Origin of the sequence: Spirillospora sp. NPDC000708 (assembly GCF_040299565.1) — a bacterium.
In the GTDB taxonomy this organism is placed as follows: domain Bacteria; phylum Actinomycetota; class Actinomycetes; order Streptosporangiales; family Streptosporangiaceae; genus Spirillospora.
The window spans coordinates 1-17,546 of record NZ_JBEPCJ010000146.1; the positions used below are offsets into that span (position 1 = coordinate 1).

16 protein-coding genes are annotated in these 17,546 nt (G+C 74.6%); 5 read left to right on the plus strand and 11 right to left on the minus strand.

The genetic code is table 11. The features are described 5' to 3' along the window. Nucleotides 1-27 precede the first annotated feature (27 nt). Complete coding sequence (locus tag ABT299_RS49645) at nt 28-2,490, plus strand: lysylphosphatidylglycerol synthase domain-containing protein (protein ID WP_500255103.1); 2,463 nt, start codon at nt 28-30, stop codon at nt 2,488-2,490. A gap of 45 nt (nt 2,491-2,535) precedes the next feature. On the opposite strand, the gene ABT299_RS49650 is transcribed toward ABT299_RS49645, so the two are convergent. From ABT299_RS49650 to ABT299_RS49685, 8 genes are all read right to left on the minus strand, one after another. Then, entirely contained in the window at nt 2,536-3,141 is a 606-nt protein-coding gene (locus tag ABT299_RS49650; protein ID WP_190868711.1) for a MerR family transcriptional regulator, read from the minus strand. 494 nt (nt 3,142-3,635) lie between these two features. After that, nucleotides 3,636-4,106, minus strand: a complete 471-nt coding sequence (locus ABT299_RS49655) for a bifunctional nuclease family protein (RefSeq protein ID WP_151546279.1) — start codon at nt 4,104-4,106, stop codon at nt 3,636-3,638. A 141-nt stretch (nt 4,107-4,247) separates the two neighbouring features. Next, nucleotides 4,248-4,967 (minus strand): transcriptional regulator FtsR, encoded by a 720-nt coding sequence (gene ftsR / locus ABT299_RS49660; protein ID WP_206700390.1) that lies wholly within the window; start codon nt 4,965-4,967, stop codon nt 4,248-4,250. Nucleotides 4,968-5,020: 53 nt separating this feature from the next. Next, complete coding sequence (locus ABT299_RS49665) at nt 5,021-5,554, minus strand: FHA domain-containing protein (protein ID WP_151547269.1); 534 nt, start codon at nt 5,552-5,554, stop codon at nt 5,021-5,023. A gap of 306 nt (nt 5,555-5,860) precedes the next feature. Further along, entirely contained in the window at nt 5,861-6,640 is a 780-nt protein-coding gene (locus tag ABT299_RS49670) for a DUF881 domain-containing protein (RefSeq protein WP_500255104.1), read from the minus strand. Then, nucleotides 6,637-6,969 (minus strand): small basic family protein, encoded by a 333-nt coding sequence (locus tag ABT299_RS49675; RefSeq protein ID WP_173092574.1) that lies wholly within the window; start codon nt 6,967-6,969, stop codon nt 6,637-6,639. The genes ABT299_RS49670 and ABT299_RS49675 overlap by 4 nt, the downstream gene beginning before the upstream one ends. 135 nt (nt 6,970-7,104) lie before the next feature. Further along, nucleotides 7,105-7,989: a DUF881 domain-containing protein gene (locus tag ABT299_RS49680; protein ID WP_500255105.1), complete on the minus strand. Its 885-nt coding sequence runs from the start codon at nt 7,987-7,989 to the stop codon at nt 7,105-7,107. A gap of 59 nt (nt 7,990-8,048) precedes the next feature. Next, nucleotides 8,049-8,693 carry a LysE family translocator gene (locus tag ABT299_RS49685; RefSeq protein WP_500255106.1) on the minus strand — a complete coding sequence of 215 codons (645 nt, stop codon included), beginning with the start codon at nt 8,691-8,693 and terminating at the stop codon, nt 8,049-8,051. A 72-nt stretch (nt 8,694-8,765) separates the two neighbouring features. On the opposite strand from ABT299_RS49685, the gene ABT299_RS49690 reads away from it, so the two are divergent. The 3 genes from ABT299_RS49690 (at nt 8,766) to ABT299_RS49700 (ending at nt 13,382) form a co-directional block, all read left to right on the plus strand. Beyond that, a complete protein-coding gene (locus ABT299_RS49690) occupies nt 8,766-10,106 on the plus strand; it encodes an aminotransferase-like domain-containing protein (RefSeq protein ID WP_500255107.1) in 1,341 nt (446 codons plus the stop codon). Between the two features lie 103 nt (nt 10,107-10,209). Beyond that, on the plus strand, nt 10,210-11,856 hold the full coding sequence (locus ABT299_RS49695) for an ABC transporter ATP-binding protein/permease (RefSeq protein ID WP_500255108.1): 1,647 nt from the start codon (nt 10,210-10,212) through the stop codon (nt 11,854-11,856). An 83-nt stretch (nt 11,857-11,939) separates the two neighbouring features. Next, complete coding sequence (locus ABT299_RS49700; RefSeq protein WP_500255109.1) at nt 11,940-13,382, plus strand: aminotransferase class V-fold PLP-dependent enzyme; 1,443 nt, start codon at nt 11,940-11,942, stop codon at nt 13,380-13,382. A gap of 33 nt (nt 13,383-13,415) precedes the next feature. Here the strand turns inward: ABT299_RS49700 and ABT299_RS49705 are convergent, their stop codons facing one another. Next, the gene (locus ABT299_RS49705; protein ID WP_387019160.1) at nt 13,416-15,914 is read right to left on the minus strand and encodes a sugar phosphate nucleotidyltransferase; all 2,499 of its coding nucleotides are present in this window, start codon (nt 15,912-15,914) and stop codon (nt 13,416-13,418) included. Further along, entirely contained in the window at nt 15,911-16,582 is a 672-nt protein-coding gene (clsA, locus tag ABT299_RS49710) for a cardiolipin synthase ClsA (protein WP_347257118.1), read from the minus strand. The genes ABT299_RS49705 and clsA overlap by 4 nt, the downstream gene beginning before the upstream one ends. A gap of 136 nt (nt 16,583-16,718) precedes the next feature. Between clsA and ABT299_RS49715 the strand changes: the two genes are divergently transcribed. Continuing rightward, the gene (locus ABT299_RS49715; RefSeq protein ID WP_190867804.1) at nt 16,719-17,252 is read left to right on the plus strand and encodes an NUDIX hydrolase; all 534 of its coding nucleotides are present in this window, start codon (nt 16,719-16,721) and stop codon (nt 17,250-17,252) included. On the opposite strand, the gene ABT299_RS49720 is transcribed toward ABT299_RS49715, so the two are convergent. Continuing rightward, nucleotides 17,239-17,546, minus strand: a 308-nt coding sequence (locus ABT299_RS49720) for a sensor histidine kinase (protein ID WP_500255110.1), incomplete at its 5' end; no start/stop codon positions are given. The two genes, ABT299_RS49715 and ABT299_RS49720, sit on opposite strands and share 14 nt — an antisense overlap.

Here is a 17,546-nt window from a genome sequence, read left to right on the forward strand (position 1 = left end):
GGCGGACGGTCAGGGCGGCGGTACGGCGTGACACAGACCCACGGCGGGGCGGTGCGCCCGGCGACGGGCGCGACCGCCGGCGTCCCCGTGGACGAGCCCGCCCAGCCGGACCGGATCCGCCGGTCCGCCGACGCGATCAGGTTCGGGGTCTCGTGCGTCGCGCTGGCCGTGGTGATGCTGCTGGTGTCGATCGCGCAGCAGACCACGCACGGGCTGCAGACCGACATCGCGCAGGGCACGGCGCACGCCCCGCGCCTGCTGCTGTCGCTGGCCACGCTGGCGTCCAGCTTCGGGGTGCTGACGGTGCCGATCGCGTTCGCGGTCGAGCGGCTGTTCCGCAAGGACGGCATGCGGGTCGCGATCGCGCTGCTGGCCGCCGTGATCGCGTTCGGGATCACGGTCGGGCTGGACGACTGGGTGACCAGCGCGGCGCCGGGCGGGGTGCTGGACTCGCTGATCTGGGGCGGCACCAGCACCGCCCCGGTGCACACCGACATCGCCCCGGTGATCGCGTTCGTCACGGCGGTCGGGATGGCGGGGCGGACCCGCTGGCAGGCGGTGACGTGGACGCTCATCGGGCTGGCCGCGCTGACCGGGCTGACCGCGTCGTACGCGTCGGTCGCCGCGCTCGCGGCCACCTACCTGCTCGGCCGCGCGATCGGCTACGGGACGCTCTACGCGGTCGGAACGCCCAACCCGCGCCCGACCGGGACGACGGTGGTCTCCACGCTGGAGCGGCTCGGGCTGTGCCCGCGCCGCGCCGCGCGCCTCGACGATCCCGGCGACGCCGCCGCGGACCGCCGCTACGGCGTCGTCCTCGACCGGCGGGACGAGGAGTGCCGCGCGCCGGGCGAGCGGCGGCCCGGCCGGTGGGACCTGGAGGTGCGGGTCCTCGACCGCGACCAGCAGACCGCGGGGCTGCTGTACCGGATGTGGCGGACGCTGCGGCTGAGCCGCACCACCACGGGCCGGGCGCTGCGCCCGCTGCGCCGCTCCCTCGAGCTGGAGTCCCTGATGGCGTACGCGGTGGACGCGGCGGGCGCGCGCACTCCCCGGCTGGTGGGGACGGCGGAGGTCGGCACGGAGGCGGCGCTGCTGGCCTACGAGCACGTGCCGGGGCGGCGGCTCGGGGACGTCCGGGACGAGGAGGTCACCGACACCCTGCTCGCCGACGTGTGGCGGCAGTTCCGGCGGCTGCAGGAGGGCCGCCTCGCGCACCGGCGGCTGGAGGAGGACGCGATCCTCGTCGGCGACGACGGCCGCGCCTACCTCACCGACATGCGGTCCGGCGAGATCGCGGCCGGCGACCTGGCGCTGCGGCTCGACCTGGCGCAGCTGCTCACCACCGTGGCGCTGCGCGCGGGCCCCGAGCGGGCGGTGCGGACCGCGGCGTCGGCGCTGGGCGAGGACGCGCTCCCGGCGGCGGTGCCGCTGCTGCAGCGGGTGGCGCTGTCGCGGTCGACGCGGACGGCGCTGCGCCGCGACCGCGAGCTGCTGACCCGCATCCGGGAGCAGATCGTCGCGCTGAAGCCGGAGACGGAGGCGGCGCCGGTCCGGCTGGAGCGGTTCCGGCCCCGGACGATCTTCAGCATCGTCGGCCTGTCCGTCGCCGGCTACATCGTGCTCCCGCAGGTCGCGAGCCTCGACTTCGCGCACCTGCTGTCGACCGTCACCTGGCACTGGCTGCTGATCGCCCTCGCCGGGTCCGCTGCCACCTATCTCGCGGCGGCGTACATGCTGCTGGGCTTCGTCCCGGAGCGGCTGCCGCTGGGGCGGACGGTGCTGGTCCAGCTCGCCGCGTCGTTCGTGCAGCTGGTCGCGCCGGCCGCGGTCGGCGGCGTGGCGATCAACACCCGCTTCCTGCAGCGGTCCGGCATCCGCTCGGGTCTCGCGGTCGCCAGCGTCGGCGCGTCCCAGCTGGTCGGGCTGGTGGTGCACGTGCTGCTGCTGGCGCTGTTCGGCTTCCTCACCGGCTCCACCCACAACGCCACCAAGGACCTGGCGCCGTCCCGCACGATCATGATCGTGGTGCTGGCGCTGGGGCTGGCCGCCGGCGCGGCGCTGACGATCCCGCGGGTGCGGCGGTTCGCGACGTCCCGGCTGCGGGCGATGTTCTCCGGCGTGGTGCCGCGGCTCGTGGACGTCCTGCAGTCGCCGCGCAAGCTCGCCACCGGGCTCGGCGGGACGGTGGGGCTGACGGTGGCGTACGTGATCTGCCTGGACGCCTCGATCCGGGCGTTCGGCGGGTCGCTCCCCTGGACGGCCGTCGTGGTGGTGTTCCTGACCGCCAACGCGGTCGGCTCCGCGGTGCCGACGCCGGGCGGGCTCGGCGCCGTCGAGGGCGCGCTGACGCTGGCGCTGACGATCTCGGGGCTGACCGCGGAGACGGCGACGTCCGCGGTGCTGCTGTACCGGCTGCTGACGCTGTGGCTTCCCGTGCTGCCGGGCTGGGCGGCGTTCGCCTATCTCCAGCGCAAGGAGGCGATCTGAGGGGTCGGAGGTCGTCCGGGGGCGGCCGCGGGCTCGCGGGAGGGGTCAGCCGGTGCGGCGGGCGCGCCGCCGGTTCGCCAGCTCATCGTGGGGGTGTTCGAGAGGGTCCGGGTCGTCGGTGGCGGCGCGTTCGCCGGGAAGCTCCGCCAGGCTTCCCTCCACCTCCTGCCACACCCGTCCGAGCGCGATCCCGAAGACGCCCTGCCCGCCCTGGAGCAGGTCCACGACCTCGTCGGCGGAGGTGCACTCGTAGACGCTCACCCCGTCGCTCATCAGGGTGATCTGCGCCAGGTCCTGGACGCCGCGGTCGCGCAGGTGCGTCACGGCGGTGCGGATCTGCTGCAGCGAAACCCCGGTGTCCAGCAGCCGCTTCACGACCTTCAGCACCAGGATGTCGCGGAAGCTGTAGAGCCGCTGGCTGCCCGATCCCTGCGCCGCGCGGACGCTCGGCTCGACCAGCTTCGTGCGGGCCCAGTAGTCCAGCTGCCGGTAGGTGATCCCCGCCGCCGCGCACGCCGTCGGGCCGCGGTAGCCGACGTCCTCCGGCGGCGCGGACACCTGCGTGTCGAAGAGCAGGCCCTGCTCTCCGGCGCGTTGTGACGCCATGTGCCTTTCGGGGGTCGCCTTGCCCTCGCCGCTGCTCACCGCCACGCGGACCTCCGGCTTCTATCAGCCCGTGGCGCTTCGTCAAGGGGGTTTGACGAATTACACCACGGGTGTTCCACCAGCACGGTAGGTGCCGGTCAGGGTGTGGTCAACGTTCACCGTCGGCGCGTCGCATGCCCGGATGAACCGGCTTCACGTGGGCAAACTGCGCACCTTAGCCGCCAACGCACTCCTACCCCGATGGTCACCCCTCGGAAACTGCCAGGTCCGGGGCAATGCAAGACCAATCGCGGCACGGCATGAACTTACACCCTGAAGTGACATTCCCCACTCCATCCGCCAAGTCCGGCCCGCACCGCTCCATCACACAGCGTAACCGATGCCCGCTCGAACAGGCGGGACGTGCCGCGGAGCGCCGGGCGCGGCCGTACCGTGGGTCCGGACGGAAGGTGGGGACGGCGGGCCGTACGGCGCGGTCTACCGGTGCGGCGCGAGGCAGTCGGCGCGGTCCAGGCGCGGTGCAGTCGGGGCGGCGCTGTCTAGCCGGCGCGGCCGAAGTCCTCCGGGGAGATGGTGTCGAGGAACTCGCGGAACTTCTCGACCTCGTCCTCCTGCTCGTCGGGGATGGCCACGCCGGCCTCCTCGAGGACGTCCTCGCTGGCGAAGATCGTCGCGCCGGTGCGCAGCGCCAGGGCGATGGAGTCGGACGGGCGGGCGCTCACCTCGACGCCGTTGGAGAAGACCAGGTCCGCGAAGAAGATCCCCTCGCGCAGGTCGGTGATGTTCACGGTGCGGAGCTGGACGCTCAGCGCGTCGAGCACGTCCCGGAACAGGTCGTGGGTGAGGGGGCGCGCGGGCAGCACGCCCTGCTGGGCGAAGGCGATCGCGGTCGCTTCGACCGCCCCGATCCAGATGGGCAGGTAGCGCTCGCCCTCCGTCTCCTTCAACAGGACGATGGGCTGATTGGAGGGCATCTCGACCCGGACGCCGACGACCTCCATCTGCTTCACTGCGGCTCCCTGCTGGTCGACGCTGTCTCGATCACCACGTGCACCGGACGGATCCTCGACGAATCCTGTAGCCCAACGTACACCCAGGCTCGGACAGGGTGGCGCGGCGGCGGGCGGCAAATGCCTCCCCGGACCCCCTGATCAGGGGTCGAGGCTTTCGCGAAGGCCCGCCGACAGCAGGGCGGCGTGGAGCCGGACGGAGAGCGCGGCGATGTCGCGCGCGGTCTCGGCGGCCTGCTCGTGCGCGCCCGGGCTGCGCCGGCGCAGCTGCGGGGCGACCATCTGCTCGATCAGGCCGGCCTGCCGGTCGGCGGCGGCCTTGGCGGCGCGCAGGTGGCGGACCTCGAAGCCGTGCTCGCCGAGCGCGGCGGCGGCGCGGGCCACGGTGAGGGCCTCGCCGTCGTAGTGGGTGCCGTTGCGGCGGACGAGCCCGTACTCCTCCAGGTCGCCGAGCAGGTCCTCGCCGATGCCGGCGCCGTCCAAGAGCTGGCGGCGGGTCAGCCGGACGGCCGGGTCGGGCGCGTCGGCACCGGCCGCGACCAGAGTGCGGGGCCGGCGGGCGGGCTCCTCGGCGCGGGCGCCGAGCGGCGGGACGGCCTCGCCGCGGTCGCGGGCCTCCAGGTGCTGCCGGATCGCGCGCAGCGGCATGTAGTGGTCGCGCTGCGCGGTGAGCACGAACCGGAGCCGCTCCACGTCCGCCGGGCCGAACTTGCGGTACCCGGCGGGGGTGCGCTCCGGTTCCACGAGCCCCTCCGACTCCAGGAACCGGATCTTGGAGATGGTGATGTCGGGGAACTCGCTCCTGAGCAGCCCGAGGACGTCCCCGATGGTCATCGGGGACCGGGCCGGCTGCGCGTTCAAGGGCCCTCCCATCGTCGCCGAGACCCCGTGCTCCCCCGCCGCTCCGGTCCTCGTCAGGCGTGCGCCGGGTTGGTCAGGAAGACCAGCCGGAACTTGCCGATCTGGACCTCGTCGCCGCCGGACAGGCCGGCCTGGTCGATCCGCTGCCGGTTGACGTAGGTGCCGTTCAGGCTGCCGACGTCGCGGACCGAGAAGGTGCCGCCGTGCCGGGCGAACTCGGCGTGCCGGCGGGAGACGGTGACGTCGTCCAGGAAGATGTCGCTCTCCGGGTGCCGTCCGGCGGAGGTGCGGTCCTTGTCGAGCAGGAAGCGGCTCCCCGCGTTCGGCCCCCGCTTGACGACCAGTAGCGCGGTCCCGGGCGGGAGCGCCTCCATGGCGGTCTGGTCCGGACCGGGCTGCTCCTCGGCCTCCTGGCCGGTGTCCAGCGCCTCGAACCCGCCGATGGAGATCGTGGAGGTCGACTCGCCGGGCGACTCCCGGTAGATCGGCGGCTGGGCGCCCCGCGTCAGCGGGGTGCCGCAGTTCGAGCAGAAGCGGGCATCATCCGGGTTGGCGTGACCGCACTGCGTGCAGTAGACGCTCGGCATAGATCGGCTCGGCCTCCTACCATCGGCGCGCCGCCCGCGGACGCCCCGCTGCCGCGGGAGCCGCGTGCGCCACGCGCATCCTTCACCCAACCCACGCCGGGGACCCGCCCCCGACCACGGTCCTGCTCACCGCCCGCGCACGCGACGGTCGCCGCAACTTACGCGGGTATTGCCCGAGGGGTCAACCGGAACGGTGAACCGACCGCACCACGGTACCCGTGCCGATGATCGCCGGTCTACGCCGCCGCGCGGGCGGCGCCGATCGCGACGTCCCGGACGGCCGTTCACCGCTCCCCCCGTTCCCTCTTACGGAGACCGTATCGCGCTCACGGTCACTTTCGCGCGCGGGGTGATCGAGACGGTGGCGCCGGCGGCCCGCAGCGTCCGCACGACGCCGCCCGGAATGTTGAGCGCCGTGGTCATGGTGTGGGGGTCCCCGATGGCGAGGAACGTGTACGGGGCGCGCAGCGTGGCCCCGTCCGCGAGGACGCCGTCGCGGGCGTCGACGAAGTAGGTGTCGACCCCGGCGCGGACGTCGTTGACCTGGACGACCTCGGCGCCGGCGTCGCGGAGTTCCTCCAGCGCGTCCAGGAGGCCGCCGGCGCGGACGCCGCCGCGCGGGTCCTGGACGACCATCTGGATGCCGGGCCCTTCGGCGGGGAGCGTGCCCGCCAGGAGCCCGTAGGTCGTGGCGCGCTTGCGCGCCTCCTCCAGGGCGGCGCCGCCCTGGGCGTCGCGCTGCAACTCGGCCTTGGTCTCCTCCAGGTCGCGGATGTCGCCGCGGAGCCGTTCGGACCGCTGGCCCAGATCGGCCAGGATGCCGACCAGCTCGTCCTGCCTGGCGGTGGCGAACGTGGTGTCGCGCTTGGTGGAGCGGACCTGCACGGCCACCGCGAAGCCGACGAGGACGCACAGCAGCCCGCCGATGAGCTGCCCCCAGCTCGCCCTGGGCCGCAGCAGGGCCATCACCCCGGTGAGGGGCGGGGGCGGCTCGTCCGGCGGCTCAGCGGGCCGCTCAGGAGGCCGCCCGGGCGTCTCCGGCCGGTCGGGCGCCTCGGGCCGCTCACGGGCGTCGTCGCCGCTCATGCGCCGAACAGCTTCCGCCGGATGCCGGCCGCGTTGGAGAAGATCCGGATGCCGAGGACGACCACGACGCCGGTGGACAGCTGCGAGCCGACGCCCAGCTCGTCGCCGAGGAAGACGATCAGCGCCGCGATGACGGTGTTGCTGAGGAAGGACACGACGAACACCTTCTCGTCGAAGATCCCCTCGAGCCGGGCCCGGACGCCGCCGAACATGGCGTCGAGCGCCGCGACGATGGCGATGGGCAGGTAGGGCTGGAGCCACAGCGGGACGTCGGGGTGCAGGAGGAGGCCCAGCACCACGCCGATCACCAGCCCGATCAGCGCGATCATTCCCTGGCCGTCCCTTCCGTGCGCGCCGCGGCCGCGGCGGCCGCGTGCGCGGTCGTTCCTTGGGCGGTCGTTCCGTGCGCGACCGTTCCGTTCGCGGCCGTTCCGACCGTGGTCGTCGTGTGGCCGGTCATCGCGTCACCCGCCCGCTCCCGGGACCGGCGTGGCGTAGCGCAGCCGCAGCGCGCCCGCCGCGGGCAGCCGGGCGCCGGACGTGCGGCGCGCGTCGTACCGGATGCGGTACCGCTCCTCGAGGTCGCGCAGCCTGCGGTCGGCGGCGGAGCCGGTGAACGCGTCCCGCACGCGGTCCGGGTCGCCGAGCGCCGTGACCTCGTACGGGCCGGTCAGCGGGCGGTAGTCCACCAGGATCGCCTCCCCCGCGGTGCGGATCGCGGTGACCGGGGTGAGCCGGCGCCCGTTGATCCCGATGGCCGTGGCGCCCGCCGCCCAGAGCCCGTTGACCAGCACCTGGAGATCCTGATCATAGACCCGGCCGTCGGAGTCCCCGCCGCCGTCGCCGGGCGCGTCGCCGAGGGTGACGACGAGCCCGGGGCCGGAGGCGGGCTCGGCGGCCGCGGCGGCGGCCTGCGCGGCGAGGTCGCGGCGGACGCGGCGGCCGGCGGCGCTGCGCTCCAGGGCGCCCGCCCGCTCCCGGCCGGTGTCGGCGCGCAGCCCGTCGAGGCGGCGCTGGAGGGCGTCGGTCTCGCCGGTGCGGGCGTGGATCTGGTCGATGAGGCGGGCGCGCTCCTTGGCGGCCACGGGCTCGCTGCGGCGCACCTGGACGCCGGCCACGGCGATGAGGACGCCCGCGGCCGTCAGCACGGCGAGGACGCCGCCGCCCCGCAGCCGCCCGCCGCGCGGGCGGGTCCCGCCGGACGCCGCGCGCCGAGACGCCGCCTCGGCGTAGCCGGGGTCGAGGAGCTTGCCGGAGAACAGGTCCGACAGCAGGGACATGGAGGCGTCGGGGCGGCGCCATCCGTCCGCCCGCTCCGCCTCGTCCCGTCCCCGCCGTCGCGCGATCACCGCACCATGATGGCAAGGCCCGCCAAATCGGGCCGGGTCCGCCGCGCTCCGGCGCGGCGCTAGGCGACGGCGGCGCGGGTGCGGTCGAGGCCGATGCGGACGGCGAGGCCGGCCAGCACCGAGCCCATCAGGTAGCGCTGGACGCGCTGCCAGGCGGGGCGGCGGGTGAGGAACGCGGCGATGCTCCCGGCGCCGAGCACGATGAGGGCGTTCACGGTGATCGCGACGGTGATCTGGGTGAGCCCGAGCAGCAGGCTCTGCACGGCGGCGTGGCCGCGGGAGGGGTCGACGAACTGCGGCAGCAGCGACACGTACAGGATGGCGATCTTGGGGTTGAGCAGGTTGGTCACCAGGCCCATGGCGAACAGCCGACGCGGCGGGTCGGCGGGCAGCTCCCTGGGGGCGAACACGGCGGTCCCGCCGGGCCGGACGGCCTGCCAGGCCAGCCAGAGCAGGTACCCGGCGCCCGCCAGCTTCAGCACCGTGTACACGGGCGGGACGAGCCGGAAGACGGTCGTGATCCCGGCGGTGGCGGCCACGACGTAGAGGACGAAGCCGAGGGCGACGCCGCCGAGGGAGACGAGCCCGGCGCGCCGGCCCTGCGTCACCGACCGCGACACCAGGTAGATCATGTTCGGCCCGGGGGTGAGGACGAGCCCGAGCGCGACGAGGGCGATGGCCGCCAGGGCCGCTGGGGAGATCATTGCACCGATGCTAGACGTCCGATTTGTTCGGTGCAATGATGGAATTGAACTCGGTGCAATCCTGGGAGCCGTATGGACGACTACCGGCGGGTGGCCGACGCGGTCGCCGCCGACATCGCCGCCGGGCGGCTGCGGCCGGGCGACCGGCTGCCGCCGCAGCGCGCGTTCGCGCGCCGCCGGGGCATCGCCGCCTCGACGGCCGCGCGCGTCTACCGCGAGTTGGGCCGCCGCGGCCTGGTCGTCGGCGAGGTCGGGCGGGGCACGTTCGTGCTCGCGGCGGAGCGGCGGGCGGCCCCCGCCCTGACCGAGCCGGCGGACGCCCGCATCGACCTGGAGCTGAACTACCCGGTCGTGCCGGAGCAGGCGCCCCTGCTGGCCGCCGGGCTGGACCGCCTGGCGCGTCCGGACGTGCTGGACGCGGCGCTCGCGCCCGTCGGCGTGGCGGGCACCCCGGCATCGCGCGAGGCCGCGGCGGCGCTGCTCGCGGCGGACGGCTGGGCCCCGGCGCCGGAGGACGTGCTGTTCGCCGGGAACGGCCGGCAGGCGATCGCCGCGGCCGTGGCCGCGCTCGTGCCGCCGGGCGGGCGGCTCGCCGTCGAGGCGCTCACCTATCCGGTGATCAAGGGGATCGCGGCGCGGCTCGGCGTCACGCCGGTCGCGGTGCCGGTGGACGGGCACGGGATGGTGCCGGGCGCGCTCGCCGAGGCGCACCGCGCCGCTCCGCTCGGCGGCGTCTACCTCCAGCCCACGCTGCACAACCCGTACGGGACGACGATGCCGGAGGGCCGGCGCGCCGAGCTGGGCGCCCTCCTCGGGCGGCTCGGGCTGTGCGCGATCGAGGACCGGATCTGGGCGTTCCTGCGCGAGGACGGCCCGCCGCCGCTGGCGTCGTTCGCGCCGGACCACGCGATCCCGGTCGACAGCCTCTCCAAGCGGCTGGCGCCGGGGCTGAGCGTGGGGTTCGCCGCCGTCCCGCGGCGGCTGGCGGGCCGGGTCGCCGCCGCGCTGCGCTCGGGCGCGTGGGGGCCCGCCGGGTTCGCGCTGGAGGCGGCGTCCGGGTGGGTCGCCGACGGGACGGTGGAGGCGATCGTGAAGGCGAAGCGGGCGGACGCCGCGTCCCGGCAGCGGATCGCGGCGGACCGGCTCGCGGGCGCCGCGATCCGGTCCGACCCCGGCTCGTACTTCTGCTGGTGGGAGTTGCCCGCGCCGTGGCGGGCGGAGACGTTCGTGGCCGCGGCGGCCCGGCGCGGCATCGCCGTCACGCCCGCCGCCGCGTTCGTGGTCGGCGGCGCCGCCGCGCCGCGGGCGGTGCGGTTCGGCCTGGCGTCGCCGCCGGAGGACGTCCTCGCCAGGGCCCTGGACGTGCTGGCGGAGATCGCGGGCGGCACGCCCGACGACGCCCCCGTGGGCTGACGGGCGGCCGGGGGCGGGCGGGGTTCCGCCTCTGGACTCCGCGCCCGGCGTCGTTCATGTTCTTCTGGGGGCGTCCGCGCCCTCCGGAGGGAGGGGGCGTGACGTGATCGAGGTGCGCGGGGTCGGGCAGCGGATGGACGGCGGGCGCCGCACGCTGCGGAACGTGTCGCTGACGATCGGCGCCGGCGAGCTCGTGGCGATCATCGGTGGCAGCGGCGCCGGCAAGACGACACTGCTGGACGCGATCGCCGGGGTCCGGCCGCCCGCCGAGGGCGAGGTGCGCCACGAGGCCGGCGGCGGATCGCTCGGGTACGTGCCGCAGGACGACATCGTGCACAAGGAGCTGCCGCTGCGCCGCACCCTCCGGTACGCGGCGGGCCTCCGCCTGCCCGTCGGCACGCCGCCGGAGGAGGCCGAGAAGGCCGTGGACGACGTGCTGGACGCGCTGGCCCTCACCGACCGGGCCGGGCAGCGTGTCGGCCGGCTGAGCGGCGGCGAGCGCAAACGCGCCAGCATCGCGGTCGAGCTGCTCACCCGGCCGCGGGTGTTCTTCCTCGACGAGCCGACGTCGGGCCTCGACCCGGCCACGGCCGCCGACCTGATGCGGCTGCTGCGCGGCCTCGCCGACGCGGGGACGACCGTCGTCATGACGACGCACCACCCGCCGGACGTCGCGGTGTGCGACCGGGTGGCGGTGCTGGCGCCGGACGGGCGGCTGGCGTTCTACGGCCCGCCGGAGGAGGCGCTGGAGGAGTTCGAGGCCACCGCGGTCGACGAGATCTACCTGCGGCTCGCGGGCGCGGCGGAGGGCGACTGGGGCGCCCGGTTCCGGCGTCCCGGCGGCGAGGGGACGGCGCCTGGCCCCGGCGTCGGCGCGCTGCGCCAGTGGGCGCTGCTGACCCGGCGCAACCTGGACCTGCTGGCGGGGAACCGGCTGACGCTCGCCGTGCTGGCGGGGTCGCCGCTCATGGTGCTGGCGATGTTCGCGGTGCTGTTCCGCCCGGGCGCGTTCGCGCCGGAGTCGCCGAGCCCGGGCGCGACCGTGATGATCCTCTTCTGGATCGCGTTCGGCGGGTTCTTCTTCGGGCTGACCTACGGGCTGCTGCAGATCTGCACCGAGCTGCCGGTGCTGCGGCGGGAGCGGCTGACCGGGCTGCGGATCGGGCCGTACGTGCTGGCGAAGGCGGCCGTCCTGCTGCCGCTGCTGGCGGCGGTGGACGCGCTGATGCTCGGGGTGCTGCGCGGGCTCGACCGGCTGCCGGCGGCGGGCTGGCGGACGTACGGGGAGCTGTTCGCCACGCTGCTGCTGTGCTCGGTGGTGGCGCTGGCGCTCGGGCTACTGGTGTCGGCGGCGGTGACCGACCCGGCGCAGGCGACGATGGCCCTGCCGATGCTGTGCTTCCCGCAGGTGCTCTTCGTCGGCGCGATCCTGCCCGTCCCGGTGATGGCGGCGCCGGGCCGGTGGCTGAGTTACGCGATGTCGAACCGGTGGGCGTTCGAGGGGCTCGGGCACAGCCTGGGCGTCGACCGGCTGTGGGCGTCGGGCCGGTCACCGCTGGGGCCGCCGCTGCTGGCCTCCTACGGCGGCACGTTCTCCCGGGCCGTGGCCGCCGACTGGGCGATCCTCGCCGGGTTCTCGGCGCTCTTCCTGGCGGGGACGGCCGCCGTCCTCGCCCGCCGTACGCGGCCGTCCGCGGACGGCCCGTCCCCTCGCGCCCGAAAACCGCCAAACATGGCCATCAAGTCCTGAAAAGGTCAGCACTCCCCCTTGCACGCCGTTCTCCGATTTTGGACCGTTCTTAGAGGAGGATGCGGCTTTGTACGCGGGGGAGCATGATGTCCGCTTCAACCGATTCCTGGGCGGCGGGGGCGACGCCCGGCACCGACGCCGAGTACGCCTCGACGAGCCGGCTGGACGACCTCAGGGCCGCCGAGTACGGCCATCTCGACGCGAACGGCCAGACCTATCTGGACTACACGGGGGCGGGCGTGGCGGCCGACGCGCAGATCCGCGCGCACGCCCGGCGGCTCACCGGGCGCTGCTACGGCAACCCGCACTCGGAGAACCCGACGTCCAGCGCGTCCACCGAGCTCGTCGAGCGGACCCGCGCGGCGATCCTCGGCTTCTTCAACGCCTCGCCCGACGAGTACGAGGTGATCTTCACGCCGAACGCGACCGGCGCGTGCCGGCTGGTCGGCGAGGCCTACCCGTTCGGACGCGGCACCCGGCTCGTCCTCACCGGCGACAACCACAACTCGGTCAACGGCATCCGCGAGTTCGCCCGCGCGCGCGGCGCGCAGGTGGTCAACGTGCCCGTCCGCGGGGCCGAGCTGCGCGTCCCCGACGACGACGTGCGCACCGCCCTCGCCCGCCGCCGCGGGCTCCTCGTCTACCCGGCGCAGAGCAACTTCACAGGCGTCCAGCACCCCCTTGAGTGGGTCGACCTCGCGCACGCGCACGGGTACGACGTCCTGCTGGACGCGGCCGCGTTCGTCCCCGCGAACCGCTTGGACCTCAGCCGGACGCGGCCCGACTTCGTCCCGGTGAGCTGGTACAAGGTGTTCGGCTACCCGACCGGCGTCGGCGCCCTGGTCGCGCGGCGCGCGGCGCTCGCCCGGCTGCGCCGCCCGTGGTTCGCGGGCGGCACGATCCAGGCGGTCAGCGCGCTCGGCGGCTGGCACGTCCCCGCCCCCGACGAGACGGCCTTCGAGGACGGCACCCTGAACTTCCTGTCGATCCCGGACGTGGAGTTCGGCATCCGGTGGATCGAGGACATCGGCATCGACCTGGTCCACCGCCGGGTCGCCCGCCTCACCTCGTGGCTGCTGCACCGCATGACCGGGCTGCGGCACGGCGCGGGCTCCGCCATGGTCCGCGTGTACGGCCCCACCGGCACGGACCGGCGCGGCGGCACCGTCGCGTTCAACGTCCTGGACCCGCGGGGCCGGATCGTGGACGAGCGGATCATCGCGCGCGACACCGCCGCCGCCGGGATCTCCGTCCGCACCGGCTGCTTCTGCAACCCGGGCGCCGGGGAGGGCGCCTTCCGCATCTCCGAGCGGGCCCTGCGCGACCGGCGGACGCTGCGCGGCGGCATGCGCACGCTCGACGAGTACCTCGACCTGCTCCACCTGCCGAGCGGCGGCGCCGTCCGCGCCTCGCTCGGCCTGGTCTCCGACGTCGGCGACGTCGAGCGGCTCGTCTCGTTCCTGGAGGAGGCCTACGGCGACCGGGAGCCCGACGCGAGGGGCCTCAAGCCCCGCGAGCGCTGCTGAGGCTCCCGCACCCCTCGCACCGGGACCACCGCGTCACGAGCCCGCGCGTTCCACCACGACGGCCCACTCCTCCAGTAGCTCCTGCGCGGCGTCGGCGTCCGGGCCCTCGGCCCACAGGTGCGTGACGGCCTCCGCCGGGTCGGGCAGGACGAGCACCCAGCCGCCGTCGTCCCCCACCACGCGGACCCCGTCGGTGGTGTCGAGGGTGCGGCTCCCGGCGGCCTCCACGACGTGCCGCATGACGCTCCCCTTCGCCGCCCACGGCGTCGGGACGGACCGGCGCAGCAGGTGCGCGACGGGGATGCGCCGGTCGATCTGCGACAGCGTCAGCCGCGTCCGTGCGACGAGCCCGACCAGCCGGACGAACGCCGCGATCCCGTCCACGGTGCCGCTGAACTCCGGCATCAGGAACCCGCCCCGGCCGTCCCCCGCGAAGATCACGTCGGGGCGCGCGGCGGCCTTGGTCAGCACGTCCTGCGAGGTCGAGGTCCACTCCACCTGGACGCCGTGGAACCGGCAGACCTGCTCGGCCACCCGGGTGGTGGTCACCGGCAGCGCGACCCGCCCGCCGCGCCGCTCCGCCGCGACCAGGTCCAGCATCACCAGCAGGGCCCGGTCGTCGGCCACCAGCTCGCCGTTCTCGTCCACCAGCGAGATCCGCTCGCCGACCGGGTCGAAGCGGACGCCGAACGCGGCCCGCGACGACGACACCAGCGCGCCGAGCCGCTCCAGGTCGCGCATCCGCTCGGGCAGCGTCTCGGTCGGGTTCGCCTCGTCCAGCGCGTTGTTGCGGGTCAGCACCTCGACCCCGACGCGGCCGAGCAGGCTCGGCAGCACCAGCGACGCGACGCCGCCCGCGCAGTCCAGCACGATCTTCAGCCCGGCCTCGCGGACGCCGCTGATGTCGATGCGGTCCAGCAGGTCGCGGGTGTAGGTCTCCACCACCCGCGGCGGGTAGGTCAGCTCGGCGATCTCGCCGGGGAACGCCCGCCGGTACTCCTGCCGCCCGAACACCCGCTCCAGCTTGCGCTGCGCGGCCTGCGACAGGTCCGCGCCGTCCGGGTCGAGGAAGATGATGTCGACGCCCTGGGTCTCGCCGTACGTGGTGCGGATGTAGATGCCGCCCGCGCAGTCCTCGCGGCCGGTCTCGAACCGGGCGACGGTCAGCGGCGTCGCCTCCAGGTCCTGCACGTTGATCGCGCTGGCGGTCAGCGCGCTGATCACCGCGCGCTTGAGCGTGCGGGCGGCGCGCGAGACGTCCCGGCCGGTGACGACCGTGGTGCCCTTCTTCAGCGTGGTCGCGTACGCGCTGGCCAGCCGCACCGCCAGCTCCGGCGTGATCTCCACGTTGACCAGCCCGGACACCCCGCGCGGCCCGAACAGGTTGCGCTGCCCGCGCGACTCCCAGATCACGCTGGTGTTGACGACCGCGCCCGCCTCGATCGTCTTGAACGGGTACACCTTCACGCCGCTGGAGACGTACGCCTCCGCCTCGATGACGCACTCGTCCCCGACGATCGCGCCCTCCTCGACGCGGGCGCCCGCCATGATGTCGGTGTTCTTGCCGACCACGCAGCCGCGCAGGTTCGTCGACGGCGCGACGAACACGTTGTCGTGGACGATCGCGCGGTGCAGGAACGCGCCCTCCTTCACCACGACGTTGCTGCCGAGCACGGTGTACTCGCGCAGCTCGACGCCGGCCTCGACCTTCGCGTAGTCGCCGATGTAGAGCGGGCCCTTCAGCACGGCCTCCGCGTCCACCTCGGCGCCCTCGGCGACCCACACGCCCGGCGACATCTCGAACCCGTCCAGCTCGATGCCGACCTGCCCGGACAGCATGTCGGCCTGCGCCTTCAGGTAGCTCTCGTGGGTGCCGACGTCCTCCCAGTAGCAGTCCGCCACGTACCCGTACAGCGGCGCGCCCTCCGCCAGCAGCTTGGGGAACACGTCGCCGGACCAGTCGACGACCTCGCCCGCCGCGACGTGGTCGAGCACCTCGGGCTCCATCACGTAGATGCCGGTGTTGACGGTGTCGGAGAACACCTGCCCCCACGTCGGCTTCTCCAGGAACCGCTGGATGCGTCCCTCGTCGTCCACGATGATGATCCCGAACTCCAGCGGGTTCGGGACGCGCTTGAGGCCGATGGTGACGAGGGCGCCGTTGCGCTCGTGGAAGCGCACCATGTCGGTCAGGTCGATGTCGGTCAGCGCGTCGCCGGAGATCACCAGGAACCGGTCGTCGCGCAGCGCCGCCTCGGCGTTCTTCACGCTGCCCGCGGTGCCGAGCGGCACCTCCTCGGTCGCGTAGCTCAGCGACATGCCGAGCTCCTCGCCGTCGCCGAAGTAGTTGCGGATCAGCGCCGCCAGGAACTGCACCGTGACGACGGTCTCGCTGAACCCGTGCTTCTTCAGCAGCCGCAGCACGTGCTCCATGATCGGCCGGTTGACGAGCGGCAGCAGCGGCTTGGGCTGGTTGGCGGTCATCGGACGCAGCCGCGTCCCCTCGCCACCCGCCATCACGACGGCCTTCATCGGGGGGTCTCAGCTCCCTTCTGCTCGCCGGCCGGGGGCCGCGCGCCCGGACCGGGCGCGCCGTCGGGTGGCGCGCCGCGGCCGGCCAGCACCAGTTGCCGCGTCTGCGCCCAGTACAGGACGGCCGCCCACCAGTACAGCGCCGTCCCCCAGATGGCGAAGGACCACCCGATCACCTTCGCCGCGGTGCCCGCCGCCCCGTCATGGTCGCCCAGCAGCAGCAGCGGGAAGGCGTACAGCAGGCACAATGTGCCCGTCTTGCCGATGAAGTGCACGGGAAGCGTCCCGCCGTACCCGAGCCGCCGCACGATCGGCGCGATCGGGGTGATCGCCAGCTCGCGCGCGACCAGCGCGGCCAGCAGCCACAGCGGGATGATGTCGCGGATCGTCAGGCCGACGAGCGTCGCGAAGATGTACAGCCGGTCGGCGGCCGGATCCAGGAGCATGCCGAGCTTGCTGGTCTGGTTCAGCGCCCGCGCGAGCTTGCCGTCCAGCCAGTCCGACAGGCCGGCGAACACCAGCAGCCCGAGCGCCCACCAGTCCTGCTCGACCAGCACCAGCCACAGGAAGAACGGGACTCCGACGAGCCGCGCCATGCTGAGCATGTTCGGCACCGTGAAGATCCGGTCCCGCGCCGCCTCCGGCGCCCTGCCGGCCTCAGTGCTCACCGCTTGCGCTCCCCTCCCTGACAGCGCCCTCCGGGCGATGACCCTGGGGCCTGGGTCCGCCCCCCGGCGGTCGCGCCGTCCCCCTTGATCCTGACCCTACCGGTAAGGCTTTGAAAGCCCCCGATAGCGTCCGGCCATGCGATGGACGGTGCACGGCGAGAGATCGATCTACGACAGCCCCTGGATGGACGTGCGGCTGGCCGACGTGGAACTGCCGGACGGGCGGCGCTTCGACCACCATCTCGTGCGGGTGCGGCCCGCCGCGGGCGTGGCGGCGGTCGACGGCGCGGGCCGGGTGCTGCTGATCTGGCGGCACCGGTTCATCACCGGCGCCTGGGGCTGGGAGGTCCCGGGCGGCCGGGTCGAGGACGGCGAGGACCCGGCGGAGGCGGCGGCGCGCGAGCTGGTCGAGGAGACCGGGTACCGGGCCGGGCCGCTGGAGCACGTCGTGGCGGTGCGCCCGTCGCCGGGGCTGCACGACGGGATCCACCACATCTTCCGGGCGGACGGCGCCGAGCGGATCGGCGAGCCGACCGACGTGGAGGCGGAGCGGATCGAGTGGGTGCCGCTGTCGTCGGTCCCGGAGCTCGCCGCGCGCGGCGAGATCGGGTCCGGCTCGACCCTGGCGGGCCTGCTCCTGCTGCACGCCCGGACGATCAGCGGGGGGTGACCGGCGCCTCCCCGGACGGCACGTCCGGGGGCGTGCCGTCCCGGAGGGCGGCCGGGAAGACGGCGGTGACCACGAAGCCGCCGTCCTCGCCGGGGCCGGCGTCCAGCGTCCCGCCGACGCTGCGCGCCCGCTCGATCATGCCGAGGATCCCGAACCCCTCCGGCTCGGCGCCGGAGGGGCCCCGGCCGTCGTCGGCGACGCGCACGACGAGCCCCCGCTCCACGCGCGCGAGGGTCACCGCGACGCGGCGCGCGCCGGCGTACTTGACGGTGTTGGTCAGGGCCTCCTGGACGA